The following is a 19,751-nucleotide window of genomic DNA, read 5'->3' on the forward strand; positions in this document are numbered from 1 at the left end:
GAAACCGCCTTAGTGCGGTTTTTTTATTTCCGTATATTTGCGTATCAATTAGAACTATAATGAATATTAAAAATATAATAGAACAAAAGCTTGCAGAAGTTATTCTTAACGTTTATCAGCTGAAAGATATACATCTTGAAATACAGGAAAATAAAACTGAATTTGAAGGCGATTTTACCATTGTTACTTTTCCTTTGGTAAAACAGCTGAAGAAAAATCCTGAAAGTATCGGGGTTGAACTGGGACAGGCTTTGACTGAACAGACCGATCTGCTGGAAAGTTTCAATGTAGTAAAAGGATTTTTAAATGTAAAAATTAAGAATAATTTTTTTGTTGATCAACTTAAGAGCATTGCTCAAAACTTTTCAAATATAGAAAAGAAAAATGCAACAGTAATGATTGAATATTCCTCACCGAATACCAATAAACCATTACATTTAGGACATATAAGAAACAACTTATTAGGATTTTCCGTTTCGCAGATTCTTGAAGAAGCAGGATATGATGTAATCAAAACACAGATCATCAATGACAGAGGAATTCATATCTGCAAATCGATGTTGGCTTGGGAAAAATTTGGGAATGGAGAAACTCCGGAGTTAAGAAATACAAAAGGTGATAAGTTTGTCGGGAATTACTATGTTGAATTTGATAAACATTACAAACAGGAAGTTGCAGCACTTGTAGCTCAGGGAATTTCGGAAGATCAGGCAAAGAAAGAGGCTCCTTTAATGAAAGAAGCACAACAGATGCTTCTCGATTGGGAAAATAGTGATGAAAAAGTAAGAAATCTTTGGAACGAAATGAATTCATGGGTATATGATGGTTTTAATGCAACTTACAACAGACTGGGAGTAGAATTTGATCAGGTACAATATGAGAGCAATACTTATATTTTAGGAAAAGACCTTATCAAGGAAGGTTTGGAGAAAGGAGTTTTGTATCAGAAAGAAGACGGCTCTGTTTGGTGTGATTTAATGGATGAAGGTTTAGACCAGAAATTACTGCTTCGTTCAGATGGTACTTCGGTGTATATGACGCAGGACTTGGGAACTGCAGTAGAGCGTTTCAAAGAAAATAATATTCAGAAACTGATTTATACGGTTGGAAATGAACAGGATTATCACTTTCAGGTTTTATTTAAAATTCTAGGTAAGCTCGGATATTCGTGGGCAGATCAGCTATACCATCTATCTTACGGAATGGTAGAACTACCTAATGGCAAAATGAAATCCCGTGAAGGAACAGTTGTTGATGCCGATGATTTGATGCAGGAAATGCATCATATTGCAAAGCTTAAAGCTGAAGAATTGGGCAAGCTGGAAAATTTAACGGATGAACAGAAAGAAGAAAATTATGAAAGCGTAGGAATTGGCGCTCTGAAATATTTTATGCTGAAAGTTGATCCTAAGAAAAAGATGTTGTTCAATCCTGAAGAAAGTATTGATTTTAACGGAAATACAGGTCCTTTCATCCAGTATACTTTTGCGCGTATCCAGTCGTTGCTGATAAAAGCCAATTATCTTCACAGAGAAATTTCAGATGTCGAATTAGACCAGTCTGAAAAAGCACTTGTGATGCAGCTTAGCAATTATAAACCGACGGTGGAAAAAGCAGCAGAAGTCTTAAGCCCAGCTTTAATTGCCAACTATGTATATGATTTGGTGAAAACCTATAATTCTTTTTATCAAAGCAACCCGATTTTGAGCCAGGAAGATGAAAACATAAAGCAGATGCGTCTGAATTTATCCAATCTCACCGCACAGACCATAAGAAAGTCATTAAATTTACTCGGGATACAAACCGTAAACAGAATGTAACAAATAATCCTCCTGAAAAATTTGGGAGGATTTGTTCTTTTTATCTCAAACTGCTGATTGACAGGAATACCATAGATTTTAGCAGATGTCCATGTATTGAGTTCATGCCGTTCAAATGCTTTTTCAATCGCATTTTCCAACAATTTATTGTTAAAAGTCTTGACAAGTTTTAAACCTTGAGAGACTTCTTCATTCATCTTTATTCTAATTTTTTTTACTGTCTAGTTAAGTGAATAAGTTTTTTTTCAGGAAATGTTTGTGAAAAAGTATTGGAACATTCTCCTACTACAGTATCCTTTTCAGACCAATAAAAAACGGTCATCTGATTAGGGTTGTTAGATTTTATTTTTAAATATAAAGTTCCATCGTTTATACAACCTTGTATTGCAGTACCTGTAAAAAACATCGTGTATTCTACTAAATTGGGTGTAAATGACAATCCCGAAAAATTAGTTTTTTCATCATCTATTTCATTCAAATTATTAAAAAAGATTGTTTGTCCATCTAATGAGCTAACTTTCAATCTTCCTTTGAGTATATCACTTTTATAGCCTAAAAAGTTTTCGGATAGACTCTTATTAAACTTTATTTCATATTTTTTCCCATTATACTCTCCTTTCCAGACACCAATGTACTTTGATAATGAATTATTTATGTCTTTTGCATAATATTGTTGTGGACAATCTGAATTTTCTAAGCACTGGGCTTCTTGCTCTAAAGATATAACTTGAGAATTGCAGGAAATTGAAAACAAGATTGTAATTATTGATATAATTCTTTTCATAATATTTTAATTAGGGCAATTATTTTTTACAGTATCAGTTTTATCAGTATTTAATTTAATTTCAGTGTTTGTACCATCATCATTCATCTTATATAATGTCAATCCTTTTAAATTCATTTTTTCATCCATATATTTTAGTATTGCTAGTTCCAATTTTGCAGCATCTTTCAAAAAGGGTTTCATAATCATTTAAATGGTTCTTTATGTGTTTTAATTTGTTCGGGAGTAAAAGTTTTTATCTGATATTCATTTCCTGTAAAACGTATTTGGTAATTCATAATCCAGATACCATTACTCCATATACGTCGTTTAATTGCTATCCCTCTTCTGCTATTTACCACATTGAGATTAAAACGGAAAAAGCTGTTTCACAATTAGAGAAACAGCCTTTTTATTATTGTTTTGTTAAATGAATGAGTTGCTTATATGGTATTGTTGGCTGAAAATTCGTAGGACAAACTCCTTCAACGACAATATCATTATCAGGAAGCATAATAATAGTCATTTGCGAAGGTGTAGAAGGTTGTATTCTTAAATAAACATCTCCATATTCAGCACATCCTACACTATTTCCAACGAAATACATTTTATAAGCTTTTAAATCGGATTGGAAATTATCTCCTTTAAATTTAGTTTTTAAATCATCTTGCTCATTAAATGTATTATAAATTACATTTCCACTAGAATCTAAAACTTTCAATCTTCCTACTAACAAATCCCAATTGACATCATATCCTCCTACATTTTCCTTTTTAATAAAACTAAATTCATAAGTATTTCCATTTAAATATCCTTTCCATGTCCCTATATACTTATTTAGTGAATTATTGATGTCCTTTATATAGGTCGTGCTTTGAGGTATGGTTCCTGTTTGTTGTTCATATGTTACAGCTTGTTCCAAAGAAATGGTTTGAGCATTACACGAAATAGAAAAAATAATCAATATTAATAGTAGATGTTTCATAATTTTCTTTTTTACTTAGGGCAATTAATTGGTATAATATCTGTTTTGTCAGCATTGAGTTTGATTTCTGTAGTACCATCAGTATTCATTCGGTATAAAGATATTCCTTTCAGATTCATGTATTCATCAATAAATTTAAGAAATTTTAATTCTAAACTCATTTTTTTATTTTTAGAAATAAAATCAATAAATGGACCTTTAAAAGCCTCTTTTTGAGCGTTAGTAAAAGTTTTTATCTGATATTCATTTCCTGTAAAACGTATTTGGTAATTTCCAAGGCTTGAAACCATTATTCCATATACATCACTTAATGGCCTCCCATTATCTTTAGCATTTTTTACCAAATCCATAAAATATACCATATCAGCAGGAGAAAACATTTTGATGCCTTTCTTTCCTACTCCATATCCTTCTGCGTCTACATATTCGTAATCATTTACATGGGTATGTATAAAACCCATAATATATGTATTTGTAAATACATTGGGCAAACTTAGTGAATTTGCATCATTTGTAGCACTAGCATTATCTTTATACTCATAAGATCCACTCCATTTCTGAATGTAACCTGTTTCTTTTTTCAATGTGAGCTTTGTTTTAAGAGTATCAATTCTTTTAGAAAAATTTTCATCTTCTCTTTGCTGTTTTATTTTACTACACGGTGTCTGCGGTTTTACAATTGGTTGTGTAGGAATACCTATAATACAGCCGTTCTCATCCGTAAAGCCCGGCTGCGGATTGGTAGGAACAGAAGGGGTGGTACACGGCGGAGTGGTTGCCGGAGGCGGAGCCGTTTCGCCCGAACCACCGCCACTGCTTCCCCCGCCATTGTTAGGAGGATCTATAGGCGTAATGATCATCTCATTCTGCTCCAGACACGTAGTGGTGATAATCGTATAAAAAATAGGCGGCGTTCCTTCTTCCTTTTTCTGATAAATTGGGCAGCTTTCGTAGTTGGAGCCGTCATGTTGCTGATTGCCGCTGCAGGCTTCCCAATAGCTGTAGGATGAGGTAGTACACACCTGCCTCGCCAGCTGACTGCTTCCATTGAAGGTTCCGTTCTCCAGTCTGGTAACCTCTGTTTTGCCACGGGTATCTACAAACAAACCTGCCTGAAGCTTTGCTTTTTCTGCTTCGGTAAGAGTGTAGGTAATGAGCATCTCTTTGTAGGTACCATCGGGAAGCGGAGCCAGCAGAAGGTTTTCTAAGGGAGCATCTGCAGGAGCATTATCCCGCCGGATATGGAAGGTGTAGGTGTGATAATTGGGACCATTCTCAATATAGATCACATAATCGGTATCTATGGAAACTCCGTTGCCGTAATCAATTACCCGTCCGTTTGCATTGACTTTCGAGAAAGCAGCAATTCCTTTTTTGCCTTTTCAAGCTCTGGAAAAAGCTTAGCTTTGTGCTTGGCTTCATTGAGGGAAATTCTCTGGTTAGTTAATCTGAATTGGGTACTGCCGTGCGCCTCTTCCTCGTTATGAAATTCTTCGGTGCGGCAGGAGAATGCCGAGACACCGACCGCAAGAATCAGGCAGAGCCTGAGAAATAATTTTTTCTTCATGCTTTGTAGTTTTTTAAAGGTTTAAATATAAAAAATTCTGAAAACAAAAATGCAAAATAAATCACACAGACGCAATTCCAAACGGAATAAAATATCATTCCGTTTGGAATAATGTATTTCTCATAAAAAGTTTATCTTTATCCGGCAAAAATAAAATTATGAACAAAAGTATAGGCTATAAAATAAAGGAACTGAGAGAGCAGAAGAATATTTCGCAGGAACATCTGGCACTGCAGCTGGATGTCTCGCAAAGCTATCTCAGCAAAATAGAAAACGGAACCATCGAAAAATTAGATTTTTTGTTTATGCAAAAAGTAGCAGAGTTTTTCAGAGTAGAACCGCAGTACTTTTTGGATGATCAGGTATTTCAAAACATTGTCGATAATAATCATAGTTCTGCATTCGGAAATCCTTACAGTACTATAACAATTAACAACACATTTGCCGATGACTTGGTGAAAAGTCTGGTGCAGAATCAGGAGCAGATGTCTCAGCTGATGGAGATCCAGAACAGGCTGATAGAGCAGCTTTTGAAGAAGTAAAAGAACGTTTTTGCAAATGCCTCAAAATAACTCTGCAAAAAGATACGGACGTTTTCATAAAAACGTCCGTATCTTTTGAGCAAAACGTCCGTATCTTTTTATTAAAACGTGCGGACGTTTTTTTTATAACTTAAAAACAAGTTTTATAATAGATATTTTTTTGTTTTTCATTTCATTTTTTTCTTAATTTAGTTCTGTTATTTAAAATATTGTTTAACGCAAATAATCGAAAAGAAAATGCCTATTACATTCAGTGTAGTTCCTAAGAAGAACCCTCAGCAGCCCAACAATCCCCCAAAGTATTATGCCAACATCATTGGCGATGGGAAAACCACTCTTGCAGATCTTGCCAAGCATGCTGCCTCAGTTTCTACCGTATCCAAAGCCGACATTCTTGCCGTACTAGAAAGCACTTTTTCTAAAATTGCCGACGATGTAGCCGATGGTAAGATTGTTTATGTAGGTGAGTATTTCACCCTACAGGCAGGCGGTTCCAGCGAAGGGAAAGACACCGCAGAAGAAGTGAACGCTTCTAGCATCAAAACGGTAAAAACCATCTTCCGACCGGGTAAGATGATCAAGGATGCTCTGAAGCTTGCAGAATTTAAAAAGAAAGCTTAACAAACAAATAATCCTCCTGAAAAATTCGGGAGGATTTTTGTTTATTGATGTTACTTTTTTTAATGCCCATCAAAAATATTTTAAAGTTATTTATTAACCTTTTTTTGCACATCCATCACGCACGTTTTATATTTTTTATCACCATCTATAAATACAGTTGACATTTTACCTTTAGTATCTACATTTCCGCCTTTCCTTAAAGTGTTTTCCTCCTCTTCTGTAAAATTATAGTAAACAATGTACTTAGCATATGTTCCTTCTGCTGTTGGTACAAACAGAAGATTTGAAATAATGTCCTCACTACTATAATTTTCCCGGAAAAAGCTAAACGTATAAGTATGTAGTTGAGGTCCATTCTCAATGTATATTATTTGTTGAGTGTCGAACCAAACTCCTTCTTTATAATTTATATTTTTCCCAAAAACAGTATGGTTAAGTTTTCTGATGATAGCTTTAGAATTCTCTAATTCTGTTAGTAATTTTGATTTGTGTTGGCTATCTTGTATTGAAATTTTTTTTGAACTTACCGGATAATTGCTGTCATAAACCTGTCGAAACTCGGAATAAGATTCTTCAGTATGACAAGATATTATTGTAGAGCATGTAATAAAAATAAGTAGAGGGATAAATGATAATTTTTTTCTTATCATAATGTTTTATTGCAAATATAATATTTTTATGATATAGTTCAAATTAATATAAATTGATGAAAATAAGAAACTTGAGTTCAGGGAATATTATTAGGATTGTACGAAATATTAAGTTTTATTTCTTTTCATTCTGACTGACTGTCTCTGTATAATTTTGCGCTGTTCCATTTGGCGTGTTTGGAAGGTTCTATGCGCAAACCTCTTTTATAGGTATAAACTTTGGTAAATTCGGCTCCGAAAAAAACCAGCATACAGGAATAGTTGATCCACATCATAATTAAGATCACCGTTCCTGCGGTTCCAAATGCTGAGGTAGGTTTAAATTGAGAGAAATATAAACTCAGCAAAAATTTACCTAGTGTAAAAAGCACAGCCGTAAGCATCGCGCCTTTCCATACTGATTTCCAGCTCATTTCTACGTCAGGAAGTACTTTAAACATTAAAGCAAATAGCAAAATGACCAGTCCGAAACCTATGGCAAAATTAATGACTTCTACAATGAGATAAGTTTCCAGACCAAAATACCTGGTGATAAAATCATTGAAAAGGCTGATGAGCGAAGACATTACCATTGTAATCATTAGAAGAAATCCCAAAATAAGAATCATCCCCAAAGAATTGGCACGGTCTAAAAGAAATTTCACCAAAGCTTTTTTGGGTGCGGCTTCCACATCCCAAAGATTGTTCAATGATTTCTGAAGCTGAAAGAAAAGGGTAGTAGAACCAAAAATGAGGGATCCGATCCCAACGATTTTCATAAAAATATTCTCTTTATCAATTAAAGCGCCTGCAATCATTTCCTGTATGCTTTTAGCGACATCCTGTCCCATCATTCCACTGATTTGAGAAGTGATTTGTCCGCGGATGGCTTCTTCACCAAAAAAATATCCGGCAATCCAGATAATGATAATTAATAATCCGGGAATCGAAAAGATTGCGTAATAAGCGAGACTTGCCGAATCGCTTGTCGCACTGGATTTATTCCATTCTGTAAAGGTCTCTTTTACGGTTTCCCAGAAAAATTTTAGTTCTTTAAGCATGATTTGGTTTTGATAATTGAAATTAATATTTACTTGAAAACGGCTTGGCGGTTTTTTGGTAATTCAATTTTCCCGCCAACACGAGAAAAAGGAGGCATTTAAGCTAAAAGCTGATTACTAAAAGCTATTCGATGGTTAGAACGGATATCCGATAGCAATATTCAGGATCAGATTATCTCTTCGCCATGCTCCGCTTCCAAAATTGATTTTGTCGAACGTCCATCGGTCTCCTTTATCATAGTAAGGCACTCTTAACGGCATCGCAAGATCAAGCCTCAGAATGAGTATTGAAAAATCTAACCTTAAACCAACTCCTGCTCCTACAGCGATTTCGCTTAAAAATTCTTTTGAAAATTTTCCACCTGGTCTTGTATTGGTACCAGTATCATCAAATTCATCGTTAATAAGCCAGATGTTTCCGGCATCCACAAATGCTGCAACATTCAGAAATTTAAATAAGTTGGCTCTGTATTCAGCGTTCATTTCTAATTTAATATCTCCCGCCTGATCAAAAATCGCTCTTGTTGAATTTTCAGTCCTTGGGTCATAACTTCCGGGTCCCAAAGTTCTTGCACGGAATGCTCTGATACTGTTACTACCACCCACAAAGAATTGTCGGGCAAAGGGAATGTGTTCGGAATTTCCGTAAGGTACTGCTACACCCGCAATGAGTCTTGTCGCAATAGATGTTTTTTCGGTAAATTTATGATAGAAGCGTACATCGTTTTCAATTTTGGCGTACTGACTGAATGGGATTCCAAAAATATTTTTTTCTTTTCCATCTTTTACATTGGCTCCGGTTACTAATCCTGTAATATTTCCGGCTAAGTCAAGCATTCCTTTATAATAGAATGTATTTTTTCTAGGAAGCATTGTCGTAGAATAAGTGTAAGAATATGTCGGTCCGAAAATTAATTGTCGGTCAGTAATCCTTTGTAAATAAGGATTTCTAGCGGCTAAAGAATCAAACTTTGGTGTTACGTTCGCTGGGTCAATTAATGAAATATCAATCAGTTTCAGTTCATGCTCTTTGCGGACATTTTCCTTCCACTGATAACCAAAAGAGGCATTAAATGTATTTAAAGTATATAAAGTGGTTCGGTTTTGAAATTCATATCCCAGCTGAATATTGGTTCTTGGAACAAAGGCACTTGAGGAATTGAAACGGAAGGGTGCCACAATTCTCGGGATGGAAAGCTGGGCATTGGCTCCGGCTCTGAAAATGTTTTCGGCATCCGAAGGACCTCCAATCTGAACGTCGAATGCGCCGTAAACAGACGCTTTAAACTGTTCGGCTCCGCGGAAAAAATTTCTTTGTGTCCAGTTCAGGTTCACTTCACTTCCCGCATAGTTGGCAGAATTGGTTCGTCCTAATGCTTCGAGACGTAGAGACTGAAGCTCTCTAGGCGTTAAAATATAATAAGCATCAAATTTATGATTCAGAGAATCTGAAACTATAAATTCGTTTTTCACAAATTTAAAGACCCCTAAACTGATTAGCCTGTTTAAAGAAAGATTATGATCTTTCCGGTTGTAGAGATCTCCTTTTTCAAAATATAAAGCCCGGTCAAACACTTTTGGCTTGAATTTTTTCTCAGGATCTACGACAAATATATTGTTGTATTCATAACCTGTAAGAGAATCTGCACTCATCGGAATGCTGTATTTTCCTCTTTTTGCATCACGCAGATTATAATTCGGGAAAACCACTACCTTGTCAATGGTAAACTGCTCCTGCGCAAGTGTAGGAGTGTTGTCTTTTAACTTGACAATAAGTTCTACATCATTTTTTCTTTTACTTACTGTACTGTCTGCCTGAACGATAATGTTATCGGGATTAAAATAATAAAAACCTCGGTCTTTAAGCCCGTCATCAATTCGCTGTCTTTCTGCTTTGATGACATCCAGATCAAAAGGATTTCCAGATTTAAGCAAAGTTCTATCTTTAAGAACCTGAATTTCTTTGTTGATCTCAGATGAATCTGCAGGGAAATTTACGTTACTGATTAGATATCTTCCACCTGGGTTTAGCGTATAGATTACCTTTGCCTTTTTGTTTTTAGATACAGTATCATACCTTGCTCTAGCGTTAAAATAGCCTTTGTTTTCAGAATAATTAACGATGATATCTTTGTTGAATTCTCTGTCAACATCGCCCAGTAAAACGGGTTCTTCTCCAAATTTGTATTTCAGCCAATATCTGAGTCCTTTCTCTTTTTTTGGTTCCTTGGTGGCATTGTAAGCGTATAACTTCGGTCTCAATCCTAAAAAAGATGAGTTTGGTTTAGGAGTTAAATTATCTTTCAGAGCAGATTCCAGTTCGTTTTTCTCTTTTTTGGAAAGTGAGTCGCTTTCTATTTTTACTTCAGCTCCGGTATAGAGCATCTGTCCGTCTTTCAGAAATTTTGTATTGCTGCACGAAATGATTGTTGCAGTAAATCCTGAAACCAAAAAATATTTACAGTATATGTTTAGTTTGTTCCTCATGTTTATATTCTGAATTAATAACTCAGCGTAATCTTCTCTTGCTGAATTAATCGTCTTTGTGAACGTATAAAACAGTTAATTTACGTTCTCTGTTAAAATTTTATTTAAATTCTACGACTTCTTTATCTTTATTTCTTCTATTCTGAATGGCTTCTCTGTTTCGGTTGTTTCTGGACTTTCTGAAAATATCTCTGAATTTGTCATAATCCAGGGTAATGACAAATCCAAGCCCGGTTTCTACAATCTGCCCTTGTAAAGCAACCTGATATTCGTTTTTGCGATAAGCTCTCAAGGTATATCTTCCGTCTCTGGAAAGTGCATAATCTATGGTTACATCACCCGCAATATTGGTGGTATTTTCATTTTGTCTGGTTTCTCCTTCCAGTCCGAAGTTGCTTCCAACAGATACTTTTAATCTGTCGTTCAATAATCTTTTGCTGATGTCTACATTCAGATCGGTTCTTGTATTCTGCGTTCCGGTGGAATAATCTTCTGTAGATTCCAGATCGAAGTTGAGGTCAACACCTTTGATCAAATCTGAAGCTAAATTATTAAGCTGCTGAGAAAGAATTTTACTCACACTCTGTCTTGCCATGGTTTCGGCAGATAATCCGGAATTGCTTTGGAAAGGATTTTCGCCAATAAAACGATTCAGCAGCAATAAAGCAAAAACCTGCTTGTTCATTTCGTTCTCATCCTCTCTAAGCTGGGCAAGTTTGCCATCTACAGTTTCGGTTACATTAGAAGATACCGCATTGTTGTTCTCGTCTGTTGTAATGTCAAAGCTGATCTGAGGTTTCAGCAGCTCACCTTTCAGAATCAATAAAGTATTGAAAGGAATTCTCTGCTTAAACTGGTTCAGTTCTGATGGATTTCCAGAAAACTGCTGTTCTACCAGATCAATGGGTGCTGTTTCAGTTTTATAAACTGCAGTAATATTAAGGTCAGCGGTGGTGGGCTCACCCGTCCAGGTAATGGTGCTTCCTTTCTGAATATCAAATTTTCGTCTTAACAGACTTACCGACATTTCGTAGCTTCCTTTTTCTACCTGATAAACGCCTACCAAAGTTGTTTTTCCTGAAGGATCTATTCCGCCGGTAAGATCTGCCTCACCCTGAAGTTTTACAAAATCTCCGTTGGCTTTATCAATAATAATCGACATTTTTGCCTCTTTGCTCAATTCAATATTCACATTTACATCCATTCCTTTGAGGTTGGTCTGCGAATCAATAGAATCGGCTTTGATGGTTTTTGTTAATTCTACCTGATCCTGATCAATAAATTCCACAATGCCATCTCTTTCCTGTAATGAAGGCGATGATTGAGGAAGTACAAAAGTAAAATCTGTAGTTTCTGACACTGCCAGTCTTCCGTCAACTTTAGGTAGGTCTAAATTTCCTCTTACCTGTAAGGCAGCATCTATTGCCAAAATTCCGTACATGATGGCATCGTTCGATTTTTCTGAATTGACAACTTTGAAATCTTTTGCGTCTACATCCAGATTAAAGGCAAAATCTCTGTAGGTTTTTGTAAGTATTTGTCCGTCGATATTGAGAGAATTTCCATCTTTATCATTAATTTTAAACTTATCAAATTCTACTCCGCGGCTGGTAAAACTGATTTTGTCATTGATGTTTCTGAAGTCACTTCCGGTTTGCGCAATCATCATTCCCACATTATTCATCTTTACGTCACCTAAAATTCTCGGTGAATCTGCTGTTCCGGTTATTTTAAGATCTCCGGAGAGATAACCTTCCGTGTTGGTAATAGCATTTTGTGTAAAACCCTGTAATGTTTTCATCTGAAGCTGATTCATATCTAAGTTTAAATCAAAGCTGCTTGCAGAAGTGTTATATGTTCCTAAGATTTTAACATCATTATTATTTCCTGAAAGTGCAATGTCTGCATTCAAAACGTTTGCTGACTGGTTGTTGACTTTAATATCAAGGTTTCCGACCGGACTTCCGAAAACAAACAGATCGGTGACATCAATGTCAGAAGTAAAGGTCATATTTTTGGTTAAATCTCTCAATTGTGCTGTTCCGTTGATCGTTCCTTTAGCAAGAAGCGAATCTTTCTTAATGATTTCTGTAATGGTTTCAATCTTGAAGTCTTTCAGTGAAACATTCAGCGGACTTGTTGGTGAGCTGCTTTCGGATTGAAGAGAAATTTCTGCGCCCGAGTTGGAAAGTCTGAACTGATCTGCCACAATTCCCTGACTGAAAATCTGAATTTTATTATTTTCAGCAACATTCCAGTCTACATAATTTAGTTTTAAACCGTCAGGATTTAAAGAAATTTCTGTAATGTCGTTCATAGATTTTGCGTTTCCAGCAATTAGAAACCGGGTTTCATCTTTTTCATCTTTTGTTGTAATGTTATAATTAATGGTATTTTGGGCAATATCACCATTAATGTTGACCTTATTTAAAGCAAAACTTTCACTTTTCACTAAGGCAACGTCCAGGTTATACTGTAACGCCTGATCTTCGTTGGTGATTTTCAGACTTGTATTTTCTAACGAGTTGGATCCGTATACAACCTGTGGAATGTTGGCATCCAGCTCTATATTCTGTGAATCTGCGTTGTAGTTTCCGCTTATATTGATCGTCTCAAAACTTTTCAGATTAGGAACAAATTTTCTGATGAGGTCATCATTTTTAATCGCAGCATTAAGCGTAAAAAACTGTCCGGCATCAATTTTCTGATTTGGATCTGGCTTCTGAAACTGATAATACTGATTAATAGTTTGCGATAAGGCTCCGAAAATCTGAGTTAATTTATATTTTCCGTTGAGTTCAACATCGGCAATTTGGGAATTGAGTTTTAGTAAGGTTGAATCAGCGGTAGAAACTGCATTGAGTCTAACTTCCTGAAGCGGATACACTTCTTTTGTATCTGAAATGGCAAAATTCTGAAGATTCAGATATCCATTCAGATGATCGGGATCAAGATTTGTAAAATCTCCGTCAATTCCGCCTGCAATAATCATTGGTGAACTGTAAAAACCAAGCTTGTTTAAGTCTAATTTATTAATATTTCCATTGACTTTCACGGTTGGATTATCATTGAAAACTCCTGAAGCGGCAAGATGTAAATTAGCGTTCGGATCTTTTGAGTTTAAATCAATATCATAAACGCCACGGTTGATTTTACCTTTCAGATTCATGTTCTGATAAGTATAACCGTTGTAAGTTGCAGATTGTACATCGCCATTTAAATTAGCAGTCATTATTTTCGGGTCAAAACCTTGTCCTTTAGCGTTAATTTGTGCCGTAATGCTTCCCAGATCTTTATTCTGGATTATTTTTCCAATCTGTAAGCTTTGAAGATTGGCTTTTACATCGAAAGTTTCTCTGTTTTTTCTTCTTAAATCTGCTTTTGCAATCACCGCAGCATTTCCCAGAGTAGAAGTAAGGCGAAGATTGGTGTCAACAACCTGTGTGGTTCCTTTCGCCGTTCCACGAACGGTTAAGAACGAAGGTAATGTTATATTGTTTGGAATAGTATTTTTCGGAACGATATTATAAATCGTTTTAGATGCTGTCGAAAGTTCGGCAACATTCAGATCGTAATACAATTGGTCAGGATTTGTTGCATTTTTGATTTTTCCCGAAGCCAAAACTCTGAGTTTATCCAAACCAGAAACCTTCAAGTTTTGAATAGATAAATCATTGACATTTCCTCTTACAATAGCATTCACATTCAACGTTGCATTAGGGTATTTGTTGAATGGTGCAGTATTTCGTAAAGTAGGAACAATATTAAGAATATCAGAAAATCCGATTTTAGAATCACGGATGTCGGCTGAGATTTTCACCGCACCTACATTGGAAGATAATTGTTCAATCGAGTTATAATTTAACACAACCTCGTCTCTCAAAACTGTTTTTGGAGTTTGCAGATAAAGATTTTTCAGATACGCTTCTTTTTCAGCATATACAAAATCGGTGTTAAATTTTTGTACATTCAATCCTCTGGCTTCCTGAATTTCGGCAGATTTTACACTTCCTGCAAAAGTTCCGTTCTCCATTTTAAAATTCCTTACATCCAGATTGAGTTTAGAAAAGTTCAGATGATTAAAATCCATTCCATTTCTTGTGGGAGCAATAGCTGTATTGTTATAAGCTGCTTTCACGTCATTCAGTAAAAGTTTTCCTAAAACAAGATTCATTGCTTTTTGTTGCTCCGAAGTTTTTGCCGGATCCGGATCATTCTGATTTTTAGGATTTGCATTGTCTGCCGGAAGAAAAAGATTGGCATTGATGTTTGCTCCGGTCAGATAAACATTTCCAATGTTATAATTGTTGTTTTCCAGATCAATGCTGTTGACTTTGGTACTGAGTTCTTTAAATAGAACTTTTGCAAAAGTTTTGGTGTTATCATCACCATAATCTACATCAAAGTTGGTCAGTTTTATTCCGTTTAAACCTAATTTCATAGGTTTTTTCTGATTTAAAGAATCTACTTTTTCTTCAACATTTTTTGAAACTTCTTCCACAAGATCCTGCTTCAGTTTTAATTTTAACCCGTCTAGATTAATATCATTAACTGCGTAAGAATTGTTTTGAAGATCAAAGGTCTTTACTCTTGTATCAAAAGATTTAAAATAAACTTTGATGTCATTTTTTGATTGTTGATCGTTGAAAGTAAGACCTATATCTTTCAGTTTAATTTTATCTAAAGAAATAATGAAAGGTTTTGAGGGTTTCTTTTCCTGCTCTTCATCTGAAGCAGCAAAAGCATCAATAATATAATCGAAGTTAAACCTTCCCTGGGGATTTCTTACGACATTAGCTCTCACTCCTTCCAGATCAATAGAAGTAATATCTGCCTTAGATTTTAATAGCTGCCACATATTAAGACCTACATCAAAATTTTTGACCGCAAGAAGCGTATCGGTATTTTGTCCCTGCAGATACAGGTTTTCCATGATAAGGCTGTTTGGAAAACCAATATAGACTTTATCCAAGCTTACTTTTGTCTTGATTTTGCCTTCCAGATATACAATAAGTTTATCCTTTACATAATTTTGTACGGCAGGAAGTCTGAGACTAAGGATGAGAAGTATGATTAAAACAATAATGGAGATGATTGTTATAACAACACCTCTGAGAATTTTTCTTTTATTAAATTTCAGTTTCAAGTTTCTGTGATTTAGACAAATATACAATTCGTTTTTATATGTGAAAGGCAATTCACGGGCATGAAATTATGGATGTCTTATATTTTCAGAATTTGAAAAGTAATGAGTTTTAGCATGATGTATTTATTTATGGCAGTTTTTTTGAAGCCGTTATATCATTTAAGCAAGATTTTTGCCAATTGCAGAATTTTATGTTAAGAATACAAAAATGTGGTACTTTGAACAATAAGAAAAACCTGTTCAAACGAACAGGTTCTTTTGATGTATGCCTCGGCCGATATTAAATATTATGGAATATTTAAAAAGTGAATAGGTTTTCAGATGTTAGTTGAGTTACAACCGCGACATACATCTGATGGAGATTCAATTCATAAAGTATATATTTAAAATGAGTAATTATTCTTTCCATTTTACAGCTTCGCCTTGTGGGGCAGCGCCTCCCTGAGCTTGTGTAACTGGTGATTTTTCCTGGTTAATATGATAGATATAAGATGCAATTTTTTCGGCATCTCTTCCTGTGATAGTTCCTTCTTTAATGAACGGACGCATGGTTGGATTGTTGGGCGAACCATTTTCAAGCATCCAGAATACATTTTTGAATAAGCTTTTTTCCTTAATGTTGATCCAGTGATTGTCTGTTAGATTGGGTCCTATTCCGCCTTTTCCGTTGTCGCCGTGGCAGGTTACGCAATTGGTTTTAAACAATTGCTCACCTTCAGAAATGTAGTCTGCACTGTATTTTGCTGTTTCCAGGTTGATGGGTGGCGCATTTTTTTCGTATTCTTCTATCGAAGCCAGCTGTATTTTCGTTTCCTTGTCGTATTCCACATCCGGATGAGCATAATCTGTAAAGGCAAATGCAATCATATAAACACCGCAGAAAATGATTCCGAAATAGAAAAGCCCGATCCACCATTTAGGTAAAGAATTGTCGAGTTCGGTAATTCCGTCAAAACCGTGATCAATAAGAATATCCGTTTCTTCGGACTGAGACTGCTTTTTAAAGGCTGAGTTCCAGAGTTTCTGTAAATAAGAAGTGTTTTTATCTGTAATGTACATTCGCTTTTCTTCATCTGTCAGTCTGCTGAATCTTTCATTTTCTACTAAATCCCCGATAGAATTCATAATGAGCAGCAAGATGGTTACGATAATCAGCAATGCCCAGAAAATAGGTGTAGACAGATAATCGGAATCTTTTGCAAACATTTCAAATGCCATGATGATGATCCCTATGGTAAGAGCAATGTATATAGATATTGGAGTTCTTGTTTTCATTTCAAATAATATTTAAAATTAATCTACACTTGCTGTTTTAATCTCAGTTGTTTTGATATCTGTTCCCAGTCTTTGCAGATAAGCAATCATAGCAATAATCTCGCGCTGTTCCAGAGGTACAAATTGATTTCCTTTTGCAGCTTTATCTTTTTCTACCTGTAGTTTTACATCAGCTGCCTCAGCATAAATTCTTTTTACAATCGCCTTAGATTGATTATCTGCCCATTGATCTGCTGAATCAATTTGTGCTTTAGTATAAGGAATATCAAAAGTATTTTTCATCAGTTTCATTTTGTCTACCATTTGTGAGCGATCCAGTTGGTTGGTTATCAGCCATGGAAAACGTGGCATGATAGATCCTGCTGATGTAACTCTTGGGTTGTACATATGCTTGAAGTGCCATGAATCAGGATTTCTGTTACCTTCTCTATGTAAATCCGGTCCTGTTCTTTTAGAACCCCAAAGGAATGGTCTGTCGTATACAAATTCGCCTGCCTTGGAATATTGTCCGTTTTTACCGTCAAACCTGTTAACTTCATCACGGAACGGTCTTATCATTTGTGAATGGCAGGAATTACAGCCTTCTCGTATGTACAGATCCCGACCTTCCAGTTCTAATGGTGAATATGGTTTTACTGCAGATATAGTGGGTAAATTGCTTTTCACGGTTAGTGTAGGAACTATTTCTACCAATCCACCGATAGCGATTGCAATAAATGCCAATATTGATAATAGATGAGGAGTTCTTTCCAGCCATAGATGGACACCTTCGCCTTCTTTTCTTGCGCTTCCGACATTTGCTAATGCAGGAGCTTCTGCAGGAACTTCTTTTTGGAATGATCCTTTTCGGATGGTTTTATAAACATTAACAACCATTAAAATTGCTCCGCTTAAATAAAATAATCCGCCTAAAAATCTCATTTTATAATAAGGAATAATAGCAGTAACGGTATCTAACCAGTTTTTCCATAAAAGAGTTCCGTCCGGATTAAACTGTTTCCACATCAAACCTTGGGTAAATCCTGCAATATACATTGGTACAGCATAGAAAATTATTCCCAAAGTACCCAGCCAGAAATGCAGGTTGGCAAGTTTTTTAGACCAAAGTTCTGTTCTCCACATGATTGGAATCAGGTAATACACTACTCCGAATGCCATGAAGCCATTCCATCCTAAGGCACCTAAATGTACGTGTCCAATTACCCAGTCAGTATAATGTCCGATCTTGTTTAAAGATTTTGTTGCTAAAAGCGGACCTTCGAAAGTTGCCATTCCGTAACATGTAACAGCTACAACGAAGAATTTAAGAATAGGATTTTCTCTTACTTTATCCCAAGCTCCTCTTAAAGTTAATAAACCGTTGAGCATTCCGCCCCAAGACGGAGCAATAAGCATAATGGAAAACCCTGTTCCCACCGCTTGGGCCCATGCCGGCAAAGCAGTATACTGAAGGTGGTGAGGTCCTGCCCACAGATATACGAAAATCAAAGACCAAAAGTGAATAATTGATAATTTGTATGAAAATACAGGTCTGTTCGCAGCTTTTGGCATAAAGTAATACATCAAACCAAGAACCGGTGTTGTCAGTACAAACGCAACAGCATTGTGACCGTACCACCATTGTACCAATGCGTCTTTTACTCCGGCGTATGCAGAATAAGATTTCCAGCTTGTAAATGATAGAGGCACTTCCAAATTATTAAAGATATGAAGCATGGCAACCGCGATCCATGTAGCAATATAAAACCAAATCGCAACATACAAATGGCGTACTCTTCTTTTAGCAATCGTTCCAAACATATTAATTCCGAAAATTACCCATGAAAAAGTAATCAGAATGTCAATTGGCCATTCGTGTTCAGCATATTCTTTAGAAGTGTTGATCCCCATTAAGAATGTAATCACAACGGCAATGATCATAATCTGCCATGTCCAGAAATGAATCCATGAAAGAGTATCGCTGTACATTCTTGTTTTAAGAAGTCTCTGCATGCTGTAGTAAGCACCACAGAAAAAAGAATTACACACGAAAGCAAAAATGACAGCACTCGTATGAAGCATTCTTATCCTTCCAAAACCTAAAGCGCCCTGAGAATTAATTAATCCCTGAATATTACCGCTTCGTAAACTCATAATAGTTGTATCATCAGTTCCGAATAAAAATTCAGGTAATTCAGGATAGAAAAGCATCAAAGCTGCTGTTAGCCCCAAAATAAAACCAATAATTCCAAATACAATTGTTGCATAGAGGAATGCTCTGACAATATTATTGTCATAATTAAATTTTTGCGTCTCCATAAGTCTTGTTTCTTGCAGCGGATCAATTTTTCACTGTTGTTTTCCTCATTTAAATAAGGAATTATATAACCGTAATAAATATTATGCTGCTTGTATAATATTTTGACAAAGGTATTTACTAACTTTGTCTATGGCTATTAGATATACTTCTAAAATATACCCAAAACTACTAAAGCAATAAGTACGATGAAAATTTGTGGACAAAGTATCAGAAAAATAAGAAGAGAACGTGACCTTACTCAGGAGTACATGGCATTTGAAATGGGTATTTCACAAAAAGCCTATTCTGATATAGAAAATTCTAAAGTAAAAATCAATCTTGAAATCCTCACAAAAATTTCTGACATTTTGGATATAAAACCGTCCGATATCTGCAGTATTTCTCATAAATGCGGAACAGATGACTTTGAAGAAAAATATAAACAGCTGCTTGGTTACATGAAAAAGAATAATATTGAAGTTCCCGAAAGTTTAAAATAATCCTTTCTATCATACAAAAACAATTCACCATTCACCATTCACTATTGACCATTGACTATTCCCCCTTCCCTTTTGTA

At 35.6% G+C, this 19,751-nt stretch carries 15 protein-coding genes; 4 read left to right on the forward strand and 11 right to left on the reverse strand.

The features are described from left to right. Positions 1-59: 59 nt before the first annotated feature. Positions 60-1,820, forward strand: coding sequence for an arginine--tRNA ligase (gene argS, locus AC0NBN_RS15560; protein WP_160811696.1), 1,761 nt, complete (start codon positions 60-62; stop codon positions 1,818-1,820). A gap of 214 nt (positions 1,821-2,034) precedes the next feature. Here the strand turns inward: argS and AC0NBN_RS15565 are convergent, their stop codons facing one another. The 5 genes from AC0NBN_RS15565 to AC0NBN_RS15585 all read right to left on the reverse strand — a co-directional run bounded on the left by AC0NBN_RS15565 (position 2,035) and on the right by AC0NBN_RS15585 (position 5,135). After that, on the reverse strand, positions 2,035-2,604 hold the full coding sequence (locus AC0NBN_RS15565; protein ID WP_160811697.1) for a DUF6705 family protein: 570 nt from the start codon (positions 2,602-2,604) through the stop codon (positions 2,035-2,037). A gap of 6 nt (positions 2,605-2,610) precedes the next feature. Then, complete coding sequence (locus AC0NBN_RS15570) at positions 2,611-2,787, reverse strand: hypothetical protein (RefSeq protein WP_160811698.1); 177 nt, start codon at positions 2,785-2,787, stop codon at positions 2,611-2,613. 211 nt (positions 2,788-2,998) lie between these two features. After that, positions 2,999-3,568, reverse strand: coding sequence for a DUF6705 family protein (locus tag AC0NBN_RS15575; RefSeq protein WP_160811699.1), 570 nt, complete (start codon positions 3,566-3,568; stop codon positions 2,999-3,001). An 11-nt stretch (positions 3,569-3,579) separates the two neighbouring features. Next, positions 3,580-4,857 (reverse strand): hypothetical protein, encoded by a 1,278-nt coding sequence (locus AC0NBN_RS15580; protein WP_160811700.1) that lies wholly within the window; start codon positions 4,855-4,857, stop codon positions 3,580-3,582. 38 nt (positions 4,858-4,895) lie between these two features. Continuing rightward, entirely contained in the window at positions 4,896-5,135 is a 240-nt protein-coding gene (locus tag AC0NBN_RS15585) for a hypothetical protein (RefSeq protein ID WP_160811701.1), read from the reverse strand. 158 nt (positions 5,136-5,293) lie between these two features. Between AC0NBN_RS15585 and AC0NBN_RS15590 the strand changes: the two genes are divergently transcribed. Together AC0NBN_RS15590 and AC0NBN_RS15595 are read left to right on the forward strand one after the other, a co-directional pair. Next, a complete protein-coding gene (locus AC0NBN_RS15590) occupies positions 5,294-5,677 on the forward strand; it encodes a helix-turn-helix domain-containing protein (RefSeq protein ID WP_160811702.1) in 384 nt (127 codons plus the stop codon). A gap of 237 nt (positions 5,678-5,914) precedes the next feature. Continuing rightward, on the forward strand, positions 5,915-6,298 hold the full coding sequence (locus AC0NBN_RS15595) for an HU family DNA-binding protein (protein WP_160811703.1): 384 nt from the start codon (positions 5,915-5,917) through the stop codon (positions 6,296-6,298). Positions 6,299-6,384: 86 nt separating this feature from the next. Here the strand turns inward: AC0NBN_RS15595 and AC0NBN_RS15600 are convergent, their stop codons facing one another. The 6 genes from AC0NBN_RS15600 to ccoN form a co-directional block, all read right to left on the reverse strand. Further along, positions 6,385-6,948: a hypothetical protein gene (locus AC0NBN_RS15600; protein ID WP_160811704.1), complete on the reverse strand. Its 564-nt coding sequence runs from the start codon at positions 6,946-6,948 to the stop codon at positions 6,385-6,387. A 125-nt stretch (positions 6,949-7,073) separates the two neighbouring features. After that, entirely contained in the window at positions 7,074-7,988 is a 915-nt protein-coding gene (locus tag AC0NBN_RS15605; protein WP_160811705.1) for a YihY/virulence factor BrkB family protein, read from the reverse strand. Between the two features lie 135 nt (positions 7,989-8,123). Beyond that, complete coding sequence (tamL, locus tag AC0NBN_RS15610) at positions 8,124-10,475, reverse strand: translocation and assembly module lipoprotein TamL (protein WP_160811706.1); 2,352 nt, start codon at positions 10,473-10,475, stop codon at positions 8,124-8,126. A 100-nt stretch (positions 10,476-10,575) separates the two neighbouring features. Further along, positions 10,576-15,621, reverse strand: coding sequence for a translocation/assembly module TamB domain-containing protein (locus AC0NBN_RS15615; RefSeq protein ID WP_160811707.1), 5,046 nt, complete (start codon positions 15,619-15,621; stop codon positions 10,576-10,578). 396 nt (positions 15,622-16,017) lie between these two features. After that, positions 16,018-16,896, reverse strand: coding sequence for a cytochrome c (locus AC0NBN_RS15620; RefSeq protein WP_160811708.1), 879 nt, complete (start codon positions 16,894-16,896; stop codon positions 16,018-16,020). An 18-nt stretch (positions 16,897-16,914) separates the two neighbouring features. Then, positions 16,915-19,194 carry a cytochrome-c oxidase, cbb3-type subunit I gene (gene ccoN / locus AC0NBN_RS15625; protein WP_160811709.1) on the reverse strand — a complete coding sequence of 760 codons (2,280 nt, stop codon included), beginning with the start codon at positions 19,192-19,194 and terminating at the stop codon, positions 16,915-16,917. A gap of 186 nt (positions 19,195-19,380) precedes the next feature. On the opposite strand from ccoN, the gene AC0NBN_RS15630 reads away from it, so the two are divergent. Beyond that, a complete protein-coding gene (locus AC0NBN_RS15630) occupies positions 19,381-19,674 on the forward strand; it encodes a helix-turn-helix domain-containing protein (protein ID WP_160811710.1) in 294 nt (97 codons plus the stop codon). The last annotated feature ends 77 nt before the right edge of the window (positions 19,675-19,751 follow it).

It is taken from the genome of Chryseobacterium sp. L12, from assembly GCF_056133985.1.